This is a genomic window from Streptomyces sp. NBC_01429 (assembly GCF_036231945.1).
Lineage (GTDB): Bacteria > Actinomycetota > Actinomycetes > Streptomycetales > Streptomycetaceae > Streptomyces.
In genome coordinates this window covers 5,770,400-5,792,293 of record NZ_CP109599.1, presented here as the reverse complement: position 1 = coordinate 5,792,293, position 21,894 = coordinate 5,770,400, and the positions used below count along the sequence as shown (strand labels likewise).

The window sequence follows — 21,894 nt, the reverse complement described above, 5'->3', positions numbered from 1 at the left end:
GTGCCATGAGCGGCCGGGCGGCGTGCGGTGCGCGTGGGGGGAGGATGAACGGCCGTACGGTTCAGGTGGTGTCGGTGCCCGCGCCGGACCGCGCCGCGCCGCCGGTCTCGGTAACGCCGCGGCGCCTGCGGATCAGGAGGAACACGGCTCCGGCGGCGACCAGTACGCCCGCGCCGATCGCTCCGTACGTTCCGGCGCCCACGGACGAGGACGAGGCGGCGGCCTCGGTGGACGGGGCGGCCGGTCCGGTCGCGGTGGCGGCCGGGTCGGCGGAGGGCGAAGCGGAGGCGGTGGCCGTGGTGTCGCTGCCGAGGTCGGGCAGGGCGGGCAGTCGGGCCTTCTTGCCGGTGGTGACGGCGAGCGAGACGGGGTCCATCTCCGTACCGGCCGGGTACAGGGAGCCGAAGGACGCGGCGCCCTGGGCGGTGAGCTTCGCGGGGGCCTCGGTGAGTGAGGCCAGACCGTCCTTCGGCGTGAAGTCCTTGGCGGCGAAGGTGACCAGCGGTACGGCCTTCCCGGCGTCGGCGGCCTTCGCGTCGGTGACCTCGGCGTACAGCGTGCCCTTGCCGTCCTTCACCTTCACGGCGACCTCGCTCAGCGTCAGGTCCAGCCCGGTGCCGGTGAAGCGGACCCGCCCCGCGAACGCGGCGTCGAGCGTGCCGTTCTTGGCGTCGTACGTGCCCTGGCCCTTCGGGAAGCGGAACAGCGCGCCGCCGTCCTGGGCGCCGCCGGACAGCGTCCACTCGCCCTGGGCGATGGAGCCGGTGACGTACTCGCGGTACGTACGGCGGACGCCCCAGTCGACGGCCGCGTCCTGGAAGGAGGCGGCCGCCTTGGGTGCCGAGGCCGACGACGACGGCTCGGACGACGCCGTGGCCTTGGCCGGCGGCTCCGCCGACCGCGTCGGCCGCTGCTCCGCCTCGACGTCCACCGAGAGGCTCACCGGGTCCAGCTCCGTACCCGCCGTGTAGTACCCGGCGAAGGCGGTGGCGCCCTGTGAAGTGAGCGTCGCCGGGACGTTGTTGAGGGCGATCGGGCTGCCGCCGCCCTTCATGTCGATCCCGGAGAGATTGAGCGAGGCGAACGCGACCTGGGTGGACGTCGTGACCTTGCCCGTCCCCCGCGCCTTGCTGACCATGTCCGCGTAGAGCGTGCCGCTGCCGCCGGAGATCCGCACGGTGGGGTGGGAGACGGTCAGGTCGAGTTCATTCGTACCGTCGGAATTGCGGTGACCGGTGAAATGGACCCCGCCCGAGAAGGCGGACCGGAACGCGCCGCTCGCCGGGTCGTAGGCCCCGTTCGCCGAGTGGAACCGGAATTGACTGCCGCCGACCGTGGCCGCACCGCCCGTCAGCGTCCAACTCCCTTGTGCGACAGGCCCGGTGATATAGCTCTGGAACGAGGATTTGATTCCCCAGTCCAGCCTGCCGCCCCGCACCGTACGGTCCGCCGCCTGCGCGCCCGTGGCCGGGAGCAGAGCCACCGGCAACGCCAGAAGGAGCGCGACGACGAACGCGCGCACGGGTCTGAACGACAGCATGAAAGTCACTCCCACGGTGTGTACGTCTGAACGCGTCGGGCCGGAACAGCGAAACGACGAAACGGCGGTACGAGAAAACGGGGAATCCGAAAAGACCCCCCAGGCCTGGAAAGCGAGGTAAGGCTAACCTAAGCTACATCCATCCCCTGCTGGAACCCCTTCCGGCGCTGGAAACAGAACAGGATGGTGCGCTCCGTGCGCGGATCACGTCTGACGGGTGCGCTCCTCTCCGTACTCGCCCTCGCCCTGACCGCCTCCGGCTGCGGGGGCGGGAGCGGGAGCAGCGGAGGCGACGGCGGCGGTACGGGCACGGACCGGGCGGGGCAGAGCGGGCAGACCGAGGCCGCCAACGGCGCGGGCGCGGGCGCGGGCGCCGACCGGGTGGAGCCCCTGGCGGCCGCCCCGAAGCCCCAGTTGCCGACCACCGTGACCTCGGCGGACGGCCGGAAGGTCACCGTCACCTCGGCCGACCGTGTCGTACCGCTCACCGGATCACTGAGCGAGATCGTCTTCACGCTCGGCCTCGGGAAGCACGTCGTGGCGCGCGACATCACCGCCACGTTCGAGCAGGCCGAGAAGCTGCCCGTCATCACCCGCGCCCACGACGTGTCCGCCGAGGGCGTGCTCTCGCTCAGGCCGACCCTCGTCATCGCGGACACCACGACGGGACCGGCCGAGGCCATCGGCCAGATCCGCGACGCGGGCATTCCCCTGGTCGTGGTCGAACCGGCCAAGAGCCTCGCCGACGTCGGGAAGCGGATCGACACGGTCGCCGCCATGCTGGGCGTCAAGGCGGCGGGCGACGAGCTGAGGAAGCGTACGGAGGAGCGGATCGCCGCCGTACAGAAGGACATTCCCACGCCCGGGGCAGGCGAGAAGCCCCGCGTGGCCTTCCTCTATCTGCGCGGTTCCGCCGCCGTCTATCTGCTCGGCGGCGCGCGGTCCGGGGCGAGTTCGCTGCTGGAGGCGGCGGGCGCGGTCGACGCGGGCAAGGAGTCCGGCCTCTCGAAGGACTTCACGCCGATCACCAGCGAGGCACTGGCCAAGGCCGCGCCCGACGCGATTCTGGTGATGACCAAGGGGCTGGAGTCGGTGGGCGGGATCGACGGGATGGTGAAGATCCCGGGCGTCGCGGAGACGCCCGCCGGGATGGACCGGAAGGTCGTCTCGTACGCCGACGGGGTGCTGCTGAACTACGGCCCGCGCACGGACGAGGTGCTCCGGTCGATCGTCAAGCAGCTCTACGGGAACGGGAAGTGACGTGACCACCACTCCTGCGCCCAAAGCTCCCGCGCCGAAGGCGGAGACAGAGACCGAGAGGGAGGGGGAGACAGGGAGGGAGACGGAGAGGGAGACGGAGACGGAGACAGGCGCGGCGACACCCCCCGCCCCGCGCCTCCCCGGCAGGACCGTGCTGCTGACCGCCGGGCTGGTCACCGCGCTGGTCGCGCTGTGCCTGCTCTCCGCCGGTATCGGCGCGTACCACATCCCGCTCGGCGACGTGCTCTCCTCGGTACAGCACCGCCTCGGGCTCGGCGGCGCGCCGCTCGACCGGGTCGGCGAGAGCGTCCTGTGGAACGTACGGCTGCCCCGCGTCGTCCTCGCCCTCCTCGTCGGCGCCTCGCTGGGCTGCGCGGGCGCGCTCATGCAGGGCGTGTTCGGCAACCCGCTCGCTGAGCCGGGCGTCATCGGGATCTCGGCGGGCGCGGCGGCCGGCGCCGTGGCCGCGATCGGGCTGGGGCTGAGCCTGTTCGGCAACTGGACGGTGACGGTCTTCGCGTTCGTCGCCGGGCTGGGGACCGTACTGCTGGTGTACGCGCTGTCCCGGTCGGGCGGGCGTACGGAGGTGGTCACGCTGATCCTGACCGGCATCGCCGTCAACGCGTTCGCGGGGGCCCTGATCGGGCTCTTCATCTTCTTCGCCGACAACGCGCAGATCACCCAGATCACCTTCTGGCAGCTCGGTTCGCTCGCCCAGGCGACCTGGCCGAAGGTGCTGGCGGTGCTGCCGTGCGCGGTGGCGGGGCTGGTCGCCGCGCCCTTCTACGCGCGGAAGCTGGACCTGCTGGCGCTCGGCGAGCGGCCCGCCAGGCATCTGGGCGTGGACGTGGAGCGGCTGCGTATCGTCCTCGTCCTGGTCGTGGCGCTGCTCACGGCGGCGGCGGTCGCGGTGGCGGGGATCATCTCCTTCGTGGGGCTGCTGGTGCCGCATCTGCTGCGGATGGCGAACGGCCCCGGCCACCGTTTCCTGGTCCCGGGCAGCGCGCTCGGCGGCGCGGTGGTCCTGCTCGCTGGCGATCTGGCGGCCCGTACGGTGGCGGCCCCGGCGGAGCTGCCCCTGGGGGTGCTGACGGCCCTGTTCGGGAGTCCGTTCTTCTTCTGGTTGTTGCGTCGGACGCGCCGTAAGCAGGGTGGTTGGGCATGAGCTTCAGAAGTCTGTTCGCGACGCGCGGGCGCGTGCTGCCCCTCCCCGTCTCCCCCGGCTCCCCCGTCGCCGAGGCCCGCGACCTGCGCGTGCGGCTCGGCGGGCGCGAGGTGCTCGCCGGGATCGGGCTGACCGCGCGCGCCGGTGAGGTGCTCGCGCTCGTCGGACCGAACGGCGCCGGGAAGTCGACGCTGCTGGCCGCGCTCGCCGCCGATCTGCGGCCCGACCGGGGCGAGGTACGGATCGACGGGCGGCCCGTCGACGCGTGGTCCGCGCCCGAACTCGCCCTGCGCCGCTCGGTCCTGCCGCAGGCCGCGACGCTGTCCTTCCCGTTCCCGGTGGAGGACGTCGTACGGATGGGCCGGGCGCCGTGGGCCGGGACGGCGCTGGAGGACGAGGACGGGGCGGCCGTCGCTGAGGCGATGGCGGCCACCGAGGTCACCGCGTTCGCGCCGCGCCCCTTCTCCGCGCTCTCCGGCGGCGAGCGCGCGCGGGTGGCGCTGGCCCGGGTGCTGGCGCAGCGCGCCCCGCTGCTGCTGCTCGACGAGCCGACCGCCGCGCTGGACCTGCGCCATCAGGAGCTGGTGCTGCGGATCTGCCGGGAGCGGGCGCGCGCGGGCGACGCCGTCGTCGTCGTCCTGCACGACCTGGGGCTGGCGGCGGCCCACGCGGACCGTACCGCCGTACTGCACGAGGGCCGGATCGCGGCCGAGGGGCCGCCCGCCGAGGTCTTCAGCGACGAGTTGCTGAGCCGGGTCTACCGGCAGCCCGTCGAGGTCTTCCCGCACCCCCGCACGGGCGTTCCGCTGGTGGTCCCGAAACGGGTCTCTTGACCGGCGCCTTACCTTGCCGTGACGCGTTCCGGGGACTGCTGTGACCTGGCCGTATCCGGGGGCGGATCAGGGGCGGGCCGGCGGGGGAATTGAGAGCTGAATCACTGGACGAACGGACACTACTGAGGTAAGCCTCAGTTAAGTTGAGCCAGTTCAATCTCACGCCATGTCCGGCTTCTCGTCATATTCCTTCCATCGTGGAGTCCCGTATGCGACCCGTCCGTTCCGGACCCGTCCGTCTCTCCGTCGTCACCGCCACCGCCGCGGTGGCCGCCCTGACCGCCGTCACGGGCTGCACCGCGAAGAGCGACGCCAAGACCGGCGACGGCGCCGTCCAGGTCACGGCGAAGGACGACTCCTGCGAGGTGTCGAAGAACGAGTTCCCCTCGGGCCATGTGGAACTGGCCATCGAGAACAAGGGCTCGAAGGTCACCGAGGTCTATCTCCTCTTCCCCGACGACCGGATCGTCACCGAGCGCGAGAACATCGGCCCCGGCACCAAGGCCAGGGTGACCGCCGAGGTGAAGGCCGGCAGCTACGAGATCGCCTGCAAGCCCGGCATGAAGGGCAGCGGCATCCGCCAGAAGGTCACCGTCACCGGCGGTACGGCGGCCAAGCGCAGCCCGGAGATGGACGCCGCCGTCGCCGCGTACCGCACCTACGTCCAGGCGCAGGCCGACGAGACGCTCCCGAAGGTGAAGGTCTTCACGGACGCCGTGCGCGCCGGTGATGTCGAGGCCGCGAAGAAGGCGTACGCGCCCTCGCGCATCGGCTGGGAGCGCACCGAGCCGGTCGCGGAGTCCTTCGGCGACATCGACCCGAAGGTCGACGTGCGCGCGGACGGCCTGGAGGACGGCCAGAAGTGGACCGGCTGGCACCGGCTGGAGAAGGAGCTGTTCGCGGACAAGAAGCTCGGCAAGGACGCCACGTCGCTCGCCGACACCCTCGACAAGGACCTCCTCGACTGGCAGAAGCGGGTCGGCAAGGCGGAGATCACCCCGACCTCGATGGCCAACGGCGCCAAGGAGCTGCTCGACGAGGTCGCCTCGGGCAAGGTCACCGGCGAGGAGGAGCGCTACAGCCACACCGACCTGGTGGACTTCAAGGCCAACGTCGAGGGCGCGCAGAAGTCGTACGAGCTGCTCAAGCCGGTCGCCGAGAAGAACGACGCGGCGCTGGTGACCGAGCTGGACAAGCAGTTCGCCGCGTTGAACAAGCTGCTCGACAAGTACCGCGACGGCGCCGACTCCTACGAGTTCACCTCGTACGAGAAGGTCGGCAAGGCGGAGCGCAAGGAGCTGTCGGACGGCGTCAACGCGCTGGCGGAGCCGCTCTCCAAGCTCGCCGCGGCCGTGGTCAAGTAGCCATGCCGGAAAGCGAATCCGCCGAATCGGCTGAATCTGCCGAATTCGCCGAATCGAGCGCATCGGCCCCATCGGCCGCATCGACCGCATCGACCGGCCGGGGCGCGGAGGGGAAACCCGCGCCCTCCCGCCGCGCCCTGCTCGGCTGGGGCGGTGCGGGTCTCGCGCTCGGCGCCGCAGCGACCGGGGGCGCGACGGCGGCCCTGCGCGACGGGGACACCACGGCGAGCGCCGCCGGCAGCGGGGCCGCGGTCGCCTTCCACGGCGCCCACCAGGCGGGGATCGCCACCGCCGTCCAGGACCGGCTGCACTTCGCCGCGTTCGACGTGACGACACGGGACCGTACGGAGCTGGTCCAGCTCCTCAAGGACTGGACCCGCGCCGCCGAGCGGATGACGGCCGGGCACGCGGTCGGCGACGGCGCGTACGGCGGGCTCGCGGAGGCGCCGCCCGACGACACGGGCGAGGCGCTGGGCCTGCCGCCGTCCCGGCTCACGCTGACCGTCGGGTTCGGGCCCGGACTGTTCACGAAGGGCGGCACGGACCGGTTCGGGCTGGCGGAGCACCGGCCGGCGGCCCTGGCCGACCTGCCGAAGTTCCCCGGTGACAATCTCGACCCGGCGCGCGGCGGCGGCGATCTGTGCGTCCAGGCGTGCGCGGACGATCCGCAGGTCGCCGTGCACGCGATCCGCAATCTGGCCAGGATCGGCTTCGGGAAGGTCGCGGTGCGCTGGTCGCAGCTCGGCTTCGGCAAGACGTCCTCGACCACCCCGGACGCCCAGACGCCCCGTAACCTCTTCGGCTTCAAGGACGGCACCAGCAATATCGCCGTCACCGAGACCGACGCGCTGGACCGGTACGTCTGGGCGGCGGCGAAGGACGGCGCGGACTGGATGGCCGGAGGGTCGTATCTGGTCGCCCGCCGGATCTCGATGCGGATCGAGAGCTGGGACCGCACCTCGCTCCAGGAGCAGGAGGACGTCTTCGGCCGCGACAAGGGCGAGGGCGCGGCGGTCGGCAGGGCGCGCGAGCACGACAAGCCCAACCTCAAGGCGATGCTGCCGACTTCGCATGTGCGCCTCGCCCATCCGGACGCGCACCACGGGGTGCGGATGCTGCGCAGGGGCTACTCCTTCACCGACGGTACGGACGGACTCGGCCGCCTCGACGCGGGGCTGTTCTTCCTGGCGTACCAGCGCGACATCCGGGACGCCTTCATCCCCGTACAGCGGTCCCTGGCGCGCTCGGACGCACTGGGCGAATACATCCAGCACGTGGGTTCAGCGGTCTTCGCGATCCCGCCGGGCGTCCGGGACAAGGGCGACTGGTGGGGCCGGACGCTGCTCTCCTGACCCACCCGATCCTCTTCATCAGCTTCGTCAGCTTCACACGCTTCGTAAGGAGTTCCGACGTGTTCGGGAACTATCTGATCGGCCTGCGCGAGGGCCTTGAGGCCAGTCTCGTCGTCTGCATCCTGATCGCGTATCTGGTGAAGACGGAGCGGCGTGACGCGCTGCGCCCCATCTGGATCGGCATCGGCGTCGCGGTCGTGCTGGCGCTCGCCTTCGGCTTCGGGCTCGAATACGGCTCGCAGGAGCTGACGTTCGAGGCGCAGGAGGCGCTCGGCGGCTCGCTGTCGATCATCGCGGTCGGCCTGGTGACCTGGATGGTCTTCTGGATGCGGCGCACGGCGCGGCACTTGAGGACGGAGCTGGGCGCCAAGCTGGACGCGGCCCTCCAGATGGGTACGGGGGCGCTGGTGGCGACGGCGTTCCTGGCCGTGGGGAGGGAGGGGCTCGAAACGGCGCTGTTCGTCTGGGCCTCGGTGCGGGCGTCCTCGGACGGCACCCACGCGCCGCTGATCGGGGTGCTGCTGGGGCTGGCCAGCGCGGTGGTGCTGGGCTGGCTGTTCTACCGGGGCGCGCTGCGGATCAATCTCGCGAAGTTCTTCACCTGGACCGGCGGCATGCTGGTGGTCGTCGCGGCGGGGGTGCTCGCGTACGGCGTCCACGACCTCCAGGAGGCGGGCTTCGTGGGCGGGTTGTCGGACACGGCCTTCGACATCAGCTCGGCGATCCCGCCGGACAGCTGGTACGGCACGCTCCTCAAGGGGGTGTTCAACTTCCAGCCGGACCCGACGGTGGTTCAGGTCATCGTCTGGTTCCTGTATCTGGTCCCGACGCTCGCGCTGTTCCTCGCCCCGGTAGGGTTCGGACGTCCATTGGGGGTCCCCGTGGGGGTCAAGGAGCAGAAGGCGACCGATGAGCAGGCTGAGAAGTCCGATTCGGGCAGCGGCGGGGCTCGCGACGGTGACGGTGCTGTCGCTGACGGCGAGCGGATGCGTGACGGTGCACGGGGAGTTGGCGGTTCTTCCGTCGGCGGACCGGAGTGAGGCGCGGCAGGCGCTGAAGGATTTCACCGACGCGTACAACGCGGCCGACAAAGCCTTCGATCCGGCGCTCGACGCGGACCGGGTCACCGGTGCGCTGGGCGCGATCAATCAGGCGGGTCTGAAGTCCAGATCGATCACGAGCCCGGGCGGCAATCCGGCGCACCAGCCGCTGGAGCTGTCCGACGCCAAGTTCACGATTCCCAAGAAGGCGGGCTGGCCGCGCTGGTTCGTCGCGGACACCGACAGCAACCGCGACAAGGACGACGGCGGCGCGGGCGACACCCGCTGGGTGCTGGTCTTCGTACGGAACGGGCCGGACGCCGAGTGGAAGGTCCCCTATCTGACCATCCTCCCGGAGAACGGCGTCCCGGCCTTCAAGACGGACAAGGACGGCCTCGCCGAGCCAGTGGAGCCGGACAGCGAGGCGCTGGCGGTGGCGCCCGGGAAGCTGAGCGCGGAGTACGCCTCGTACCTGGGCGACGGAAAGCCGGCGCACTTCGCCGACGGACCGCACACCAGCCAGTGGCGGGAGACGCGCAGGACGAAGGAGCGGCTGCCCGGGATAGCCACGCAGTACCTCGACCAGGCGGCCACGGACGGCGACTTCGCGCCGCTGGGGCTGACGACGCGGGACGGCGGTGCGCTGGTCTTCTTCGCGACGCGCTACTTCGAGCGCCAGACCGGTGCGAAGGGGGTGCGTCCGCAGGTGAACGAGGACGTGAGGGCGCTGATGAAGGGCGAGGTGACCAACACCCTGACGAAGGAGTGGGTCTCCAGCCAGGCGGTGCTGGTGCCGCGCGCGGACGCGGACAGCCCGAAGGTGAAGGTCGCGGGGCGGCTCCAGGGCGTCACGGGCGCGAAGGGATCGTAGGCCGCGCGGGTGGGCGGGTGCCGGGGGCGTACGGGCGGGCGTACGGGCGGCGTACGGTACGGGGTCGCGCCCGTACGCCCCCGCACCGTGAGCCGCCCGCACACTCCCGCGCCGTAGGCCGGGCGCCGTAAGCCAGCTGCCGGGCGCTGTAAGCCGTCGGGTGCCGTGTGTCAGCGGCCCAGTGGCCAGGCCACCGCGTGCGGATCCAGCTCGCCGTTCTCGCCCGCGTACCGGGCGCAGGCATCGGTCAGGGTCTCCAGCAGGGTCAGCGGGTCCGGAAGCGGATGCTCCGGGCCGCGCAGCCACCGTACGGACAGCTCACCGGGCAGCCGGGCCGGCGGTACGAGCACATAGCTGCCCCGGCAGTGCCAGCGCAGGCCCGGGTGCTCGTCCATCGTCTCGGGATGGCAGTCCAGCTCGCAGGGCCACCACTCGTCCTCGTCCTCCGGGGTGCCCCGGGTCGCGGTGAAGAAGAGCATCCGGTCGCCGCCGGAGTCGGCCACCGGGCCGACGTCGATGCCGCGCTCCAGCAGGCGTTCCAGCGCGCCGCTGCCCGCTTCGAGGGGGACGTCGAGTACGTCGTGGACCATGCCGGTCGCGGTGATGAAGTTGGCCTCGGGCTGGTTGCGTGCCCAGCGCTCGATCTGCGGCCGGTCGGTGGTCGACTGGGTCTGCCACGCGAAGGAGAGGGGGTGCCTGGCCGGGGTGGGACAGCCGATGCGGTCGCAGGAACATCGGTAGCCGACCGGGTGGGCGGCGGGTGAGACGGGCATACCGGCGTCGGCGACAGCGAGGAGCAGCGCCTCACGGCCCGCCGCGTCTCCCTCGTCGAACGCGGAGTCACCGGCGCTCTTCTTGGGGCGCCTGCGCAGCCACTGGGGAATCCTGCTCTCCGTGCCGCGGTAGCGGCCGAAATCGTCGCCCATCTATCCCCTCACATCTCCTGCCGGTGACGCTGCCGCACACTGCCATGGTCGCACCATCCTGCTCCTCACGTGGCCGTGAGCCCCAACCGGGGTAGGAGGCCCCATCCCTCGCACCGGAACCTATTGCGGCTTATGAGGCGATATACGGCGCCGTTCGGGGGCGCCGGAGCCGGTGTCGTTCACCACACCCGCCCCATGTGCCTCCACGCGCCCCCGCGCGCCCCCCTCGGGACAGGCCGGGACGGGGCCCGGGAGAGCCCGGCCCGGGACAGCCAGGCCCGGGACAGCCCACTCACGGCCGGGGCGGACGCGGGGCCAGGCCGTGCAGGGCGTACTCCACGACGGTGTCCGCGTACGCGTGCGTCAGCGGCGCCGTGCGCAGCATCCAGCGGTGGGCGACCGGCCCCACCAGCAGCTCCAGGGCGATCCTCAGGTCGATGCCCGGGCGTACGCCCCCCACCTCCTCGGCCTGGGCGGCGGCGAGTCGCCGCACGTACAGCTGGAGCTGCGGTTCGAGCATCTTCCGCGCGAACTCCGTCCCCAGCTCCGCGTTGACGATCCCCTCGGCGGCGAGCGCGCGGGACGGCACCTCGAACCGGGGGTCGTTCATCTGGTCGACCGTGGCCCGCAGAACCAGCTTGAGGTCCGTCTCCAGATCGCCGGTGTCCGGGATCTCGTACGGCCCGTCCGCCACCCCCGGCTCCCCCGCTCCCCCCGACTCGCGCGCCGCCCGTTCGCTCAGGTCGAGAAAGGCTTCCAGCAGCACGGCCGCCTTGGAGGGCCACCAGCGGTAGATGGTCTGCTTGCCGACGCCGGCACGGGCCGCGATGCCCTCGATCGTCGTCTTCGCGTATCCCACCTCCACGACCAGCGCGAGGGCCGCGTCGTGGATCGCGCGGCGCGAGCGCTCGCTGCGCCGGGAGGAGTCGGGGGTCTTTCGCTGCGCACGTTCGGCCATGGCGTCCAATCTACCGACCGGGCGGGCGGCACAAGCCGATACGTATCGTCTCGAATGGTCGGGACGCAGCGGGAGCCCGATAACGCGGGACAGCCGGACGAACCACCCGAACGGTTGACAGCGCGCGGGCCCCGAGGGGCGGACTATTACTTTCACCCGCACTCAGCACATTCCGCAGCATTTCACCCCATCCCTCGCATGGTCACCCCGCGCACCCCGCGTACCCCGCGTACCACCGCCGCTCGTGAGGAGCCCCCGTTGCCTCGTGATGCCTCCCCCCGCCGCTATCTCATGTGTCCGCCAGTGCACTTCACGGTGGCCTACTCGATCAATCCGTGGATGAACCCGGCCAAGCCGGTGGACCAGGCGCTCGCCCTGGCCCAGTGGGAGGACCTGCGCGACCGCTACCGGGCCCTCGGCCACACCGTCCAGCAGTTGGATCCGCTCCCCGGCCTGCCCGACATGGTCTTCACCGCCAACGGCGCCACGGTCATCGACGGCCGGGTGCTCGGAGCGCGCTTCGCCCATCAGGAGCGTCACGGCGAGGCGGAGGCCCATCTGGACTGGTTCGGCTCCCACGGGTACGCCGACATCCGCGAGCCCGTGCACATCAACGAGGGCGAGGGCGACTTCGCCCACACCGCCTCGTACCTGCTGGCCGGACGCGGCTTCCGGACCAGCCCGCACGCGCACGCCGAGGCACAGGAGTTCTTCGGCCGTACGGTGATCGGCCTGGATCTCGTCGATCCGCGCTACTACCACCTCGACACGGCCCTGTGCGTGCTGGACGACAGGGCCGACGAGATCATGTACTACCCGGACGCCTTCTCCCCCGGCAGCCGCGCCGTCCTCGCGCGCCTCTTCCCCGACGCGCTGATCGCCGGGGAGCGGGACGCGGAGGTGTTCGGCCTCAACGCGGTCGGCGACGGCCGCCACGTACTGCTGCCGCAGGCAGCCACCGGCCTGTTCGGACCGCTGCGCGAGCGGGGGTACGAACCGATCGGGATGGACCTCGGGGAGCTGGCCAAGGGCGGCGGCAGTGTGAAGTGCTGCACCCAGGAGCTGCGCGGCCGATGACCCGGCGGCCGGCGGCGCGCCGGTCGCCACCGTGCGGGACGCGCTCGACCAGCTCTCGACCACCTGCTGAGCGCGTCCTTCGATCACGCGGAGGTGGCCGCGGTCCCGGCGGGAGCGGCTCGCGCGACACCTTCTTCGACCTCGGCACCGGCGTCGCGGGCGCGGCCTTCCCGCCATCAGACCGTGTCCGCGACCTTGCCCAGCACCGCGGCGCTCGCCGGGATGTCGTGGCTCAGCAGGACCGCATGGTGCGGCAGCGCGGCGAGACGCGAAGCGACTTCGGCGCGTGCGCTCTCCCGCCCGCCGCCGTCCACACCCTGGGCCTGACCGAAAACGTCCGGGTACCGGTCCTCCGTCGCCCCCGACATGAAGTCGGCCTCTCCCAGTGCCCGGGCGCCGTCGACGACGTCCGGCTCCGAGTCGGCGTCGACCTGGGGGAAGAAGAGTCCCGCCGCCCGGCCGCCGGTGGCCAGGGGCACGCCGAACAGGTCCGGGAACTGGTCCGGGAACACCTGGACCTTCCGCTCCCGCTTCGCGTTCTCCCACAGCGGCGTGTGGTCGCCGGCGAGCAGCGCCTCGGTCACGGACTCGTGCTGAGTCGGGTGAAAGGCGCCCCCGGCCTCCAGGTGCTCGCGCGCGGTGACGTCCCAGCCGAGCGAGTGGAGCAGGCCGAGGCCGAGCGCCGCGGCGGAGGGCCAGGGAACGACCTCGACATCCCGCTCGCCGGTCGGCCGGACCAGCACCCGGTCATTGGCGAGGAGTTGCCAGCCGTGCGAGGCGAGCAGCAGGGCCGTGGCCGTCTTCCCGGCACCCTTGTCGCCGAACGTGAGGACGGTCGCGCCGTCGTCCTGCCTTACGACGGCGGAGGAGTGGAGTACGGCCCAGCCGTCCCGCAGAAGCTGGCCACGGATCGATTCCCGCGCGAGGCGCGCGGCGGCCAGGGCGAGGGGCCGCGCGTCGGTACCGGCGAGGACGAGGCGACCGGAGGACGGCGTGCTGCGGTACGCGATCCCCTCGTCCGGCGACGTGGCGATGATGTCCTCGCCGTCGCGGGCCACCCGCAGCGGGTGCTTCGCGTAATCCACGGTCTCCGTGGGCCGGCCGTCGTGGACGAGGAGGGTGATCTCCTCGTGGTCGGCGGGCTTGACGTCCGCGATCACGACGGCTTCGGCGCAGACGGCGGCGGCATCCACCGACGTGGCGTTCCACCACGGGCCGAAGTACCGCAGGGCCCAATGCGTGACCTCTGGACGGTTGCTGAGCACGGTGACGGCCGCCGCGGCGGCCTCAAGTCGGGTGGCAGTGATCATGTGGCGATCCTCTCGGTATGAGCAGGGAGACGGGTGTAGGCGTCGCGGAGACTGCCGGCCGCGGAGTCCAGACACAGACGTTCGGAACGGGTGAGCCGGGGCAGGCACGGTACGGCCGTACCACCGGTGAAGCGCATCGGAATTCCGAGCCAGACGTCCCCGTACGGCACGGACAGCTCCTCGACACCGTCGACCAGGCCGAGGGCCTTGCGGAGCGTCGACAGCACGGCACCGGCGGGCCCGCAGCGGGTACGGCCGATGCCGTTACGGATCAGGGCCGGCCGCCGCTGGAGGTCTTCCACGACCGCGTGCACCGGGACCGGGACCGGGCGACCGTCGACCGTGGTCGTCGACACGCAGACGACCGCGCGGTCACCGTGCTCGCCGATCACGTGGCCGCGTACAGGTCCGGAGAGACCTGGGTGTACCGGGCGAGCAGGAGCCGGTACCGGGCCGAGTCGAGGTTCGAGCCGATCCCGAAGACCCGCGTGCGGCCCGACACTTCGGCGAAGCGGCGGGTCATCAGGCCCACAGGGTTCGTCACGACGAGCACGGTCCCGCCGTACCCGCGCAGCTCCCGCGCAGCTCCCGCGCCAGGGTTCCGAGAGCGGGAGCGTTCGAAGCGGCGCCGCCGCGCCGGATGTCCCGCGCGGCGGTGTTCTTGAAGTCGGTTTCGAGGCGGAGTTCGCCCGGAGCAGGGTGTGACGCCTGGAGCGCACGGGGGCGGGGCCTCATGCCGGTCCCGCCGCCTTCCAGTCGCCCGAGCGTCGGTGCGGGTGGTTACGGAGTTCGTCGTTCCAGTCCCGTACCACCCGCACGTTCCCGGCCGCCCGCGCTTCCTCGCGCTGACGGCAGAGCGCGGCGCAGACGCCGCAGTCCACCGCCGGTACGGCGTCCGGGTCCGCTGACCGGCCAGTCACGTGGCGCCCCCGGGCCCGGGTTCCGTGGCCACGTCGGCGGGCTCGAAGTCCGGGCAGATCCTGCTGCCACAGCGGCACGGCGGCCACTTCAGCGCGTCCCCGGGCGGGGGCTCGCCGCCCTCGGGCCACGGCCCGTACTTCGGCACGACAAGCGTCCCGTCCACCCCGAACGCCTCGATCACCATCGAGAGCCGCCTCCGCATCTCACTGCCCTCCATCGACCAGCCCCCGCAATCCACGCGCGACGCGCGCCGTCAGCTCGGGCGTCGGCTCCGCGAAGTGCCGGGGCACGCTCTCGGGAACCAGCCGGTGGAACAGGTCGGAGGCCGAAGGATCGGCCAACTCGCTCTCGTCAGCGGCGATGACCGCCGCTTTCCCGGTCGTCACAGATGCACCCCTCCGTCGTTGAATCATTACGGTCTGTGTTCAAGGATCGGCATGTGTGCGTAGGCTGAAAAGGACTGAACACACGTCAACGGGCTTGGGGTGCAAGGAGAGGGACGCATGACGCACGACTCGAACAGGCTGGTGGGACCGGTCAGCGGAGCCGCCTACTTCGGTAATGAGGTACGGGAATGGCGGCTGGGGAGGGGGCTGAGCCAGAAGCAGGTGGGAGCGCCCGCGCAGTACGGGCAGCAGTACGTGGCGAAGGTCGAGGCCGGGGAGCGGATGGCGAGCCCGGAGTTCGCGGCGGGCTGCGACCAAGTCTTCGGTACGCCGGAGATGTTCGCGCGGCTACGGGACCGGTGCGCGCAGAAGGGTGGGTATCCGGACTGGTTCGAGCCGTACGTGCTGCTCGAAGAGCAGGCGTCCGTGATTCTAAATTTCAGCAACAGTCTGATCGCGGGCCTGTTGCAGACCGAGGCATACGCACATGCGCTCTTCCGCAAGTGGCGCCCCACCGACGACCTGAGCGAAACCGCCGCAAGGGTAGGACGTCGGTTGAAGCGCCGCGAGATCCTGGAGCGCGAGAAGCGTCCGTTGGTGTGGGTCGTCCTGGACGAGTCATGTCTACGGCGTGTGATCGGAACCCCCTCTGTCATGGCCCAACAAATGGCACATCTGATCAAGGAAGCGGAGTCCCCTCGCTTCACTATCCAGGTGCTCCCGTTCAGTTCAGCAACTCCCGCCTGGTCTTTCGGGTTTACATTGATGAAGTTCGAAGGTGACGAGCCGGAGATGCTCTACCAGGAGACGCTAGGAGCAGGTCATGTGACCGACTCGCGGAGAGTCGTAGCGGATGCAAGCGTGCTTTACGATCGGCTACGCGCCGACGCGCTCTCGCCGGAAGCGTCGGTGAGCATGCTGCGTGAAGCTATGGAGGACTGGAAAAAATGAGCGCATTCGATCTCTCCGAAGCACAGTGGGAGAAGTCCAGCTACAGCAGCCAGCAAGAAGGCGACTGCGTCGAGTTCAGCCGGTCCTTCCTCACCCTCGCCGACACCGCCTGGGAGAAGTCCAGCTACAGCGCCGATAACGAAGGCCAGTGCGTCGAGTTCGCCCCCAACCTCGCCGCCACCTCCGGCATCGTCCCCGTCCGCGACAGCAAGACCCCCACCGGCCCGGTCCTGACCGTCACCCCCGCCGCCTGGACCGACTTCGTCGCCTTCGCCGCCCGGTAACCACGCGATGCACAAGGTGATGGAGGAATGGACCCAATGAACACACCCGGTCTCTCCGCCGCACAGTGGGAAAAGTCCAGCTACAGCGACGAAAAGGGAGGCCAATGCGTCGAGTTCGCCCCCAACCTCGCCGCCACCTCCGGCATCGTCCCCGTCCGCGACAGCAAAACCCCCACCGGCCCGGTCCTCACCCCCACCCCCGCCGCCTGGACCGACTTCGTCGCCTTCGCCGCCCGGTAACAGCACGGACAACGGCACGGATGGCCCCGCCCACGCGTCCACGCACGCACGGGCGGGGCCACGAGTACGGCTACGCGGCCTGTCCGCTCACCACGCCGCCACGGGATTGTCCGGCGAGTCCAGCCAGGCCCATTCGCCGTCAGCGTCCACGGTCAGGCCGAAGCGGTGGAAGCCTGGGCGCTTCTGCTCCACCCACCAGTTGTGTGCGGCTTCCACTTCGTCCCAGAGACGTCGGGGGCCCGACTGGTACACCTTGGATTCCGCGCGGTCGTCGCGGAAGACCACAACCGCCCACGACCTGTCCGACAGTCCGTAGAACCACACGGCACGCCTTCCGTCACGTTTACGGTCGGCCGTGTGGGCGACGGCAGGCACGCGCAGGCCCAGCGCGAATCCGATCACGTCGAAATTACCCGTGCCACGCAGTTCCGCCTCGGTGACCGACGTGAACGACGTGGCGGCGGCATCCATCGCACCCTCCGGTACGTACGCGTCATGCCGGGGCCACACGAGCCGCTGAGAGCGCATGCGCATGAACGCCACGGCACCCGAGAACGGCCCCGACGCACTCCGGCAGTCGTCGGCGACCACCAACCGGCATGTGGCCTCGCCGGGCCCGTAGTAAGTCCCCCAGGGAACGAGGATCACGCCTCCGGGGCTGGACTGCTCCACCCACGCGAAGGGGACCTGCCGCAGACCGCACGTGGCGATGATCCGGTCGTACGGGGCCCGTTTCGCGTATCCGAGGAAGCCGTCTCCGTGCACCACCTCCACCGGCAGCCCGCAACGGTCCAACGCCTTCTGTGCCGCTGACGCGACGGCGCCGTCCACTTCTGCGGTGACGACGTTCGCGGCGCCGAGACGGTGGGCCAGAAGACCGGCGTTCCATCCCGTGCCGGCGCCGATCTCCAACACACGCTGCCCCGGCCGCACCGCGAGGTCGGCCAGCATCGAGAAGACCAGGCTCGGCATGGACGACGACGAACTGAACGACGTGCCCGGCTCCGGGCCGTCGTGAGCGCCGTCGTCCCACTGGGTGATGATGGGGTCGTTCGAGTCGGCGTACCTCTGCCAGCCCTGCGGGTCCTGCCTCTTGTCGACCGCGACAGTTCGGCCGGTGGCCATGTCATGCGGCCACATCAGATCCGGCAGGAAGTGGGAGCGGGGCACGGCCTCATAGGCTTCGGCCCAGTCGGGCGCCATGGAACCCGAATCGAGGAGGCGGCGGCCCAGGCCGTGCCCGCCACCTTGTGCGGTGTGGGCGATCAATCGAACGTTCATCGATTCACCTCAGCCATCCAGCCCGCCACCTTCCGTCACCGCATCATCACTCCCCGAGGTCGACGGCGTCAAGAGGGCCGAAAAGTCACGGTCTACGACGGCCAGCCGTCGCCCCACGCCACGTCCCTGGCCTCCCGGTACAGCGCGCCGTGCCGCTTGGTGACCGTGTCGCGGCGCAGCCCGTCGTCCACCGTGCACAGCTCCAGCAGGACCTGCCCCTTGCGGATCTGCGGCTTGCGGGTCACCCGCGCGGACACCGGGAGCGCGTCGAACCGTACCGCCGCGACATAGCTGTACTTCTCGTCCTCGTACGGCAGCGAGCCCCCCTTGATCTGCCGGTGCAGGGACGAGCGGCTGACGCGGGCCGCGAAGTGGCACCAGTCGGTGCCCGGCTCGATCGGGCAGGCGGCGTCGTGCGGGCAGGGCGCGGCGATCCGCAGGCCGGCGGCGATCAGCCGGTCCCTGGCCTCGATGATCCGCAGATAACCGTCGGGGGTGCCGGGCTCGACGATCACCACCGCCCGCGCCGCCCGCGCGGCTTCGGTGACGAGGGCGTCGCGGTCGGGGGCGGTGAGTTCCTTCAGTACGTACGAGACGGTGACGAGATCGCTCTCCGGCAGCTCCAGCTGCGCGCCGATCCTGGCCCGCCGCCAGTCGGCGGCCCGCAGCGCGGGCGCCCCGGAGGCGGCGGCCAGCTCGCGGCCGAGGTCGAGCGCGGGCTCGGCCCAGTCCAGGACGGTGGTGGTCCGGGGGGTACGGGGCCGGTCCCACACCGCGTCCGCCGCCCACACCGCCGCGCCGGTGCCGCCGCCCACGTCGAGATGGCTGCCGGGTTCCCAGTCGGGCGCGGCGTCCGCGAGGGCGGCCAGGGCGGCCCGTACGGCCTCGAAGGTGGCCGGCATGCGGTAGGCGGCGTAGGCGGCCACGTCGGACCGGTCCCGCAGGACGGGCGCGTCGGTGGGGGTGGTGCCCCGGTAGTTGGCGATCAGCCGCTCGACGGCCTGGGTGGCCTGCCGGGGCGGCAGCCCTTCGAGCAGTCCCGCGAGGGCGGACCGCAGGGCTTCCGAGGTGGGGAGAGTGGCGTTCACCGACAAATCGTAGACGCGGAATCCGTGGCTCCGAACCGGTACGCGGGCGGGAAGCGGGCACCGGGCGACGGCAAACGGACAGGGCGCTTCCCGGGGCCGGACGGAACCACTGAGGCGCTGGAAGCAGTTGCTACGCTACGGCCCTCGGCTGTCCAGCGAGCGCTCTCCCGGGGGGACCATGAGACAGAGGGTCGTACGGATCACCCTGGTGGTCGGGGTGATCGTGCTGGCGCTGCTCCTCCTGCTCGCCACCTGTGGCGGCAAGCAAGCCACCAAGGCCAAGGCGAAGGGCACGGACGTGCCCAGGACGACGATGTCGACGGATGTCGCCGACCGTGCGCCCCGGCTGACCGTTCCCTCCGCGTTCGACACGAAGCGCGGCTGGGACGTGCCGGACGGCTCCACCGAGTACGCGATCGCCGAGGCCACCAACCGCGTCGCCTATCTGGAGCGGGTCGGCAGCGAGCTGTTCCGGCTGCGGACGCTGAATCCGGCGACCGGGAAGTACGGCTGGGAGGGCGAGGCATGGCGCCCGCTGTTCGCCAACGACCGCTTCCCCCGGCTGCTCTCCGTCTCCAAGGACGGCCAGGACTACTTCGTCACCTGGTCGTACGGGAAGCTCAGCCCGCAGGCGCTGAAGGCCGCCGAGTCGATCGTCTCCCTCGACGTGTACGACGCGGCCTCCGGCAAGGTCTCCCGGGTCGAGGTCCCCTGGACGGACGCTCCGGTGGTGAGCGCGGACGGCCCCGGCATCGTGATCAGCGACGGCAAGGCGACCAGCGCGGTCGTCGATCCGGAGACCCGCGAGGTGGTCAAGGTCCCGCCGGGCTCGCTCGGTTACCCCAAGGGGTGCGGGGACTGCCGCAAGCTGACCCAGGTGCGCGCCATGACCGACAAGGGGCTGCTGGTCAGCGGCGCGCGGGAGTTCTGGGTGCGCGGCGGCTGGTACAGCAGGAAGGTCGCGCCGAAGGAGGCCGATCCGGCGTCCGGGATCCCGGCCTCGATGGCGGGCGGCTATCTCCTCGCCAAGTGGCAGGGGAAGAAGGGTTCCAAGGACGCCAAGACCCACGATCTGTGGGTGCTGCACGATGTGGCGAAGGGCAAGCCCGTCGTCCAGGTCCGCTGCCGCAAGCCGGCGATCAAGCCGGTCGACGACCCGCATCTGGTCACCTCCCCCGGCGGCCACTACCTGATCGCGGGGCGGCTCGCCTTCGATCTGGACGAGAAGAAGGGCTACTGCTTCGAGGAGTCGGACGGCACCGAGCCGCTGACCCTGACGAGCGTGGCGGACGACGGCACGGCGTACGGCGCGATCAGCGCCCGCAGCACGGCGGACGCGATGGCGGGCGGCGGCAGGCCGGTCCGGGTGGACCTGAAGAACGCGGCGCCCGCGCCGCTGGCGTCCAATGTCCGGCTGCCCAGCTCGGAGACCATGGGGGTCGGCCTGTTCCGCTGGACGGACGGCAAGTTCAGGACGCACCTGATCGGGTATCCGCGCCGCGAGAACTGAGCACGCCGGTCCGGCCGGAGGACCCGGCCGGACCGGCGGAAGAGGGAACGCCGCTCAGACCGCCGGGCGCTCCATCGGACGCTGCGGCTGCCACGGCCGTACGAGGCCGAGGAAGCAGCCGAGGGAGCCGAGCGCGCACACCAGCTGGACGACCGCCATCGGCACCGCCGTGCCCTCGCCCGCGATCCCGACGAGCGGCGAGGCGATGGCACCGATCAGGAACGACGCCGTACCGATGAGGGCCGAGGCCGAGCCCGCCGCGTGCGGGGTGCGCATCAGCGCCGAGGCGTTGGTGTTGGGCATCGCGAGCCCCATCGCCGACATCAGCACGAACAGCGCGGCGGCCACCGGGAAGAGGCCCACCGGGCCGAACACCCCGCTGGTCATCAGCAGCAGCGCCAGCGCGGCGAGCGTGATGACGATCAGTCCGAAGCACAGCACGCGGTCCATCGCGACGCGGCCGACGAGGATCTTGCCGTTGATCTGGCCGACGGCGATCAGCCCGATGGAGTTGACGCCGAAGAGCAGGCTGAAGGTCTGCGGCGACGCGCCGTAGATCTCCTGCACGACGAACGGCGACGCCGAGATGTACGCGAACAGCGCGGCGAAGGCGAGCCCGCCCGCCAGCATGTATCCGCTGAAGATCCGGTCGGCGACCAGTCCGCGCATCGTGCGCAGCGCCTGGCCGACGCCGCCGCTGTGGCGCTGCTCCGGCGGCAGGGTCTCGTGCAGCCACTTCCAGACGACGAAGGTCAGTGCGATACCGATGACGGTGAGGACGAGGAAGATGCCGCGCCAGTCCGTGACGCGCAGGACCTGTCCGCCGATCACCGGGGCGATGACGGGCGCGACGCCGGAGATCAGCATCAGGGTCGAGAAGAAGCGGGCCATCTCCACGCCGTCGTAGAGATCACGCACCACGGCTCGGGCGATGACGATGCCGGCCGCGCCCGCGAGGCCCTGGAGGAGCCGGAACCCGATGAGGAGTTCGGCGGTGGGGGCCAGCGCGCAGATGGCGGTGGCGAAGACGTAGACGAACATGCCGAGCAGCAGCGGCCGGCGCCGTCCCCACCGGTCGCTCATCGGCCCGACGACGATCTGGCCGAGCGCCATGCCCATGAGGCAGGCGGTGAGGGTGATCTGGACGGTCGCGGCCGGTGAGTTCAGTGAGCGGGTGACCTCGGGCAGGGCCGGGAGGTACATGTCCATGGAGAGCGGGGGCAGCGCGGTGAGCCCGCCCAGGACGAGGGTGACGAGCAGCCCGGCGCGGCGCGCGGCGGCGGGTGTGGTCGCGGTCGCCCCAGTCGCCGCTGCCGCGGGCTGTGGGAGGCCGGACGGCGGCTGGGACTGTCGCTGGTCCGGAATCGGGGGGTCGGCCGGACGACGCTGTCCTGGCTTCCGCCCCGTCTCTATGTGTGCTTCGCGTGGTGCGTGTCCTTCGGTGGTTCGGCCGCCGTCCGGCATCCATATCTCCATGAGTCGTTGAATCCGCACCTATGCTCTCAGCTCAGCCGGGGTCGTCCAGACCTTTTCCGAT

At 71.1% G+C, this 21,894-nt stretch carries 25 protein-coding genes; 12 read left to right on the top strand and 13 right to left on the bottom strand.

Features of this window, described 5'->3' with window-relative positions:
- Positions 1-61 precede the first annotated feature (61 nt).
- A complete protein-coding gene (locus OG627_RS25450) occupies positions 62-1,540 on the bottom strand; it encodes an HtaA domain-containing protein (protein ID WP_329068834.1) in 1,479 nt (492 codons plus the stop codon).
- 183 nt (positions 1,541-1,723) lie between these two features.
- Here OG627_RS25450 and OG627_RS25445 point away from each other — a divergent pair, with 183 nt between their 5' ends.
- The 7 genes from OG627_RS25445 (at position 1,724) to OG627_RS25415 (ending at position 9,425) form a co-directional block, all read left to right on the top strand.
- Positions 1,724-2,800: a heme/hemin ABC transporter substrate-binding protein gene (locus OG627_RS25445; RefSeq protein ID WP_329068832.1), complete on the top strand. Its 1,077-nt coding sequence runs from the start codon at positions 1,724-1,726 to the stop codon at positions 2,798-2,800.
- A gap of 1 nt (position 2,801) precedes the next feature.
- Positions 2,802-3,965, top strand: coding sequence for a FecCD family ABC transporter permease (locus OG627_RS25440; protein WP_443073536.1), 1,164 nt, complete (start codon positions 2,802-2,804; stop codon positions 3,963-3,965).
- A complete protein-coding gene (locus OG627_RS25435) occupies positions 3,962-4,798 on the top strand; it encodes a heme ABC transporter ATP-binding protein (RefSeq protein ID WP_329068830.1) in 837 nt (278 codons plus the stop codon). The genes OG627_RS25440 and OG627_RS25435 overlap by 4 nt, the downstream gene beginning before the upstream one ends.
- A 209-nt stretch (positions 4,799-5,007) precedes the next feature.
- A complete protein-coding gene (gene efeO, locus OG627_RS25430) occupies positions 5,008-6,162 on the top strand; it encodes an iron uptake system protein EfeO (protein ID WP_329068828.1) in 1,155 nt (384 codons plus the stop codon).
- Between the two features lie 2 nt (positions 6,163-6,164).
- Complete coding sequence (gene efeB, locus OG627_RS25425; protein ID WP_329068826.1) at positions 6,165-7,514, top strand: iron uptake transporter deferrochelatase/peroxidase subunit; 1,350 nt, start codon at positions 6,165-6,167, stop codon at positions 7,512-7,514.
- Positions 7,515-7,573: 59 nt separating this feature from the next.
- Positions 7,574-8,554 (top strand): iron uptake transporter permease EfeU, encoded by a 981-nt coding sequence (gene efeU / locus OG627_RS25420; RefSeq protein WP_329068824.1) that lies wholly within the window; start codon positions 7,574-7,576, stop codon positions 8,552-8,554.
- Positions 8,523-9,425 (top strand): hypothetical protein, encoded by a 903-nt coding sequence (locus OG627_RS25415; protein ID WP_329068822.1) that lies wholly within the window; start codon positions 8,523-8,525, stop codon positions 9,423-9,425. Before efeU ends, OG627_RS25415 begins: the two co-directional genes overlap by 32 nt.
- A 170-nt stretch (positions 9,426-9,595) precedes the next feature.
- Here the strand turns inward: OG627_RS25415 and OG627_RS25410 are convergent, their stop codons facing one another.
- Together OG627_RS25410 and OG627_RS25405 are read right to left on the bottom strand one after the other, a co-directional pair.
- Entirely contained in the window at positions 9,596-10,351 is a 756-nt protein-coding gene (locus tag OG627_RS25410) for a bifunctional DNA primase/polymerase (protein WP_329068821.1), read from the bottom strand.
- Positions 10,352-10,643: 292 nt separating this feature from the next.
- On the bottom strand, positions 10,644-11,309 hold the full coding sequence (locus OG627_RS25405; protein WP_329068819.1) for a TetR/AcrR family transcriptional regulator: 666 nt from the start codon (positions 11,307-11,309) through the stop codon (positions 10,644-10,646).
- Positions 11,310-11,507: 198 nt separating this feature from the next.
- Between OG627_RS25405 and ddaH the strand changes: the two genes are divergently transcribed.
- Entirely contained in the window at positions 11,508-12,386 is an 879-nt protein-coding gene (ddaH, locus tag OG627_RS25400; protein ID WP_443073535.1) for a dimethylargininase, read from the top strand.
- 176 nt (positions 12,387-12,562) lie between these two features.
- On the opposite strand, the gene OG627_RS25395 is transcribed toward ddaH, so the two are convergent.
- Genes OG627_RS25395 through OG627_RS25365 form a run of 7 tightly spaced genes read right to left on the bottom strand, consistent with a single transcriptional unit; the run spans position 12,563 to position 15,003 of the window.
- Positions 12,563-13,696: a hypothetical protein gene (locus OG627_RS25395; protein ID WP_329068815.1), complete on the bottom strand. Its 1,134-nt coding sequence runs from the start codon at positions 13,694-13,696 to the stop codon at positions 12,563-12,565.
- Positions 13,693-14,088: a hypothetical protein gene (locus OG627_RS25390; RefSeq protein ID WP_329068814.1), complete on the bottom strand. Its 396-nt coding sequence runs from the start codon at positions 14,086-14,088 to the stop codon at positions 13,693-13,695. Before OG627_RS25390 ends, OG627_RS25395 begins: the two co-directional genes overlap by 4 nt.
- Positions 14,085-14,240: a hypothetical protein gene (locus OG627_RS25385; RefSeq protein WP_329068812.1), complete on the bottom strand. Its 156-nt coding sequence runs from the start codon at positions 14,238-14,240 to the stop codon at positions 14,085-14,087. Before OG627_RS25385 ends, OG627_RS25390 begins: the two co-directional genes overlap by 4 nt.
- On the bottom strand, positions 14,237-14,431 hold the full coding sequence (locus OG627_RS25380) for a hypothetical protein (RefSeq protein ID WP_329068810.1): 195 nt from the start codon (positions 14,429-14,431) through the stop codon (positions 14,237-14,239). Before OG627_RS25380 ends, OG627_RS25385 begins: the two co-directional genes overlap by 4 nt.
- Positions 14,428-14,616, bottom strand: coding sequence for a hypothetical protein (locus OG627_RS25375; RefSeq protein WP_114622360.1), 189 nt, complete (start codon positions 14,614-14,616; stop codon positions 14,428-14,430). Before OG627_RS25375 ends, OG627_RS25380 begins: the two co-directional genes overlap by 4 nt.
- A complete protein-coding gene (locus tag OG627_RS25370) occupies positions 14,613-14,819 on the bottom strand; it encodes a hypothetical protein (protein ID WP_329068806.1) in 207 nt (68 codons plus the stop codon). Before OG627_RS25370 ends, OG627_RS25375 begins: the two co-directional genes overlap by 4 nt.
- A gap of 1 nt (position 14,820) precedes the next feature.
- Positions 14,821-15,003, bottom strand: a complete 183-nt coding sequence (locus OG627_RS25365) for a hypothetical protein (RefSeq protein ID WP_329068805.1) — start codon at positions 15,001-15,003, stop codon at positions 14,821-14,823.
- 117 nt (positions 15,004-15,120) lie between these two features.
- On the opposite strand from OG627_RS25365, the gene OG627_RS25360 reads away from it, so the two are divergent.
- From OG627_RS25360 to OG627_RS25350, 3 genes are read left to right on the top strand one after another with little or no spacing between them, the layout of a single operon-like run.
- The gene (locus OG627_RS25360; RefSeq protein ID WP_329068803.1) at positions 15,121-15,954 is read left to right on the top strand and encodes a helix-turn-helix domain-containing protein; all 834 of its coding nucleotides are present in this window, start codon (positions 15,121-15,123) and stop codon (positions 15,952-15,954) included.
- Positions 15,951-16,238 carry a DUF397 domain-containing protein gene (locus tag OG627_RS25355; RefSeq protein WP_329068801.1) on the top strand — a complete coding sequence of 96 codons (288 nt, stop codon included), beginning with the start codon at positions 15,951-15,953 and terminating at the stop codon, positions 16,236-16,238. Before OG627_RS25360 ends, OG627_RS25355 begins: the two co-directional genes overlap by 4 nt.
- Before the next feature lie 36 nt (positions 16,239-16,274).
- A complete protein-coding gene (locus tag OG627_RS25350) occupies positions 16,275-16,478 on the top strand; it encodes a DUF397 domain-containing protein (protein ID WP_329068799.1) in 204 nt (67 codons plus the stop codon).
- An 87-nt stretch (positions 16,479-16,565) separates the two neighbouring features.
- On the opposite strand, the gene OG627_RS25345 is transcribed toward OG627_RS25350, so the two are convergent.
- Positions 16,566-17,759, bottom strand: coding sequence for a methyltransferase domain-containing protein (locus OG627_RS25345; protein ID WP_329068797.1), 1,194 nt, complete (start codon positions 17,757-17,759; stop codon positions 16,566-16,568).
- Between the two features lie 92 nt (positions 17,760-17,851).
- Positions 17,852-18,847 carry a small ribosomal subunit Rsm22 family protein gene (locus OG627_RS25340; RefSeq protein WP_329068795.1) on the bottom strand — a complete coding sequence of 332 codons (996 nt, stop codon included), beginning with the start codon at positions 18,845-18,847 and terminating at the stop codon, positions 17,852-17,854.
- A gap of 178 nt (positions 18,848-19,025) precedes the next feature.
- On the opposite strand from OG627_RS25340, the gene OG627_RS25335 reads away from it, so the two are divergent.
- Positions 19,026-20,357 carry a hypothetical protein gene (locus OG627_RS25335; RefSeq protein WP_329068793.1) on the top strand — a complete coding sequence of 444 codons (1,332 nt, stop codon included), beginning with the start codon at positions 19,026-19,028 and terminating at the stop codon, positions 20,355-20,357.
- Between the two features lie 54 nt (positions 20,358-20,411).
- On the opposite strand, the gene OG627_RS25330 is transcribed toward OG627_RS25335, so the two are convergent.
- On the bottom strand, positions 20,412-21,821 hold the full coding sequence (locus OG627_RS25330) for a multidrug effflux MFS transporter (RefSeq protein WP_443073651.1): 1,410 nt from the start codon (positions 21,819-21,821) through the stop codon (positions 20,412-20,414).
- Positions 21,822-21,894 lie beyond the last annotated feature (73 nt).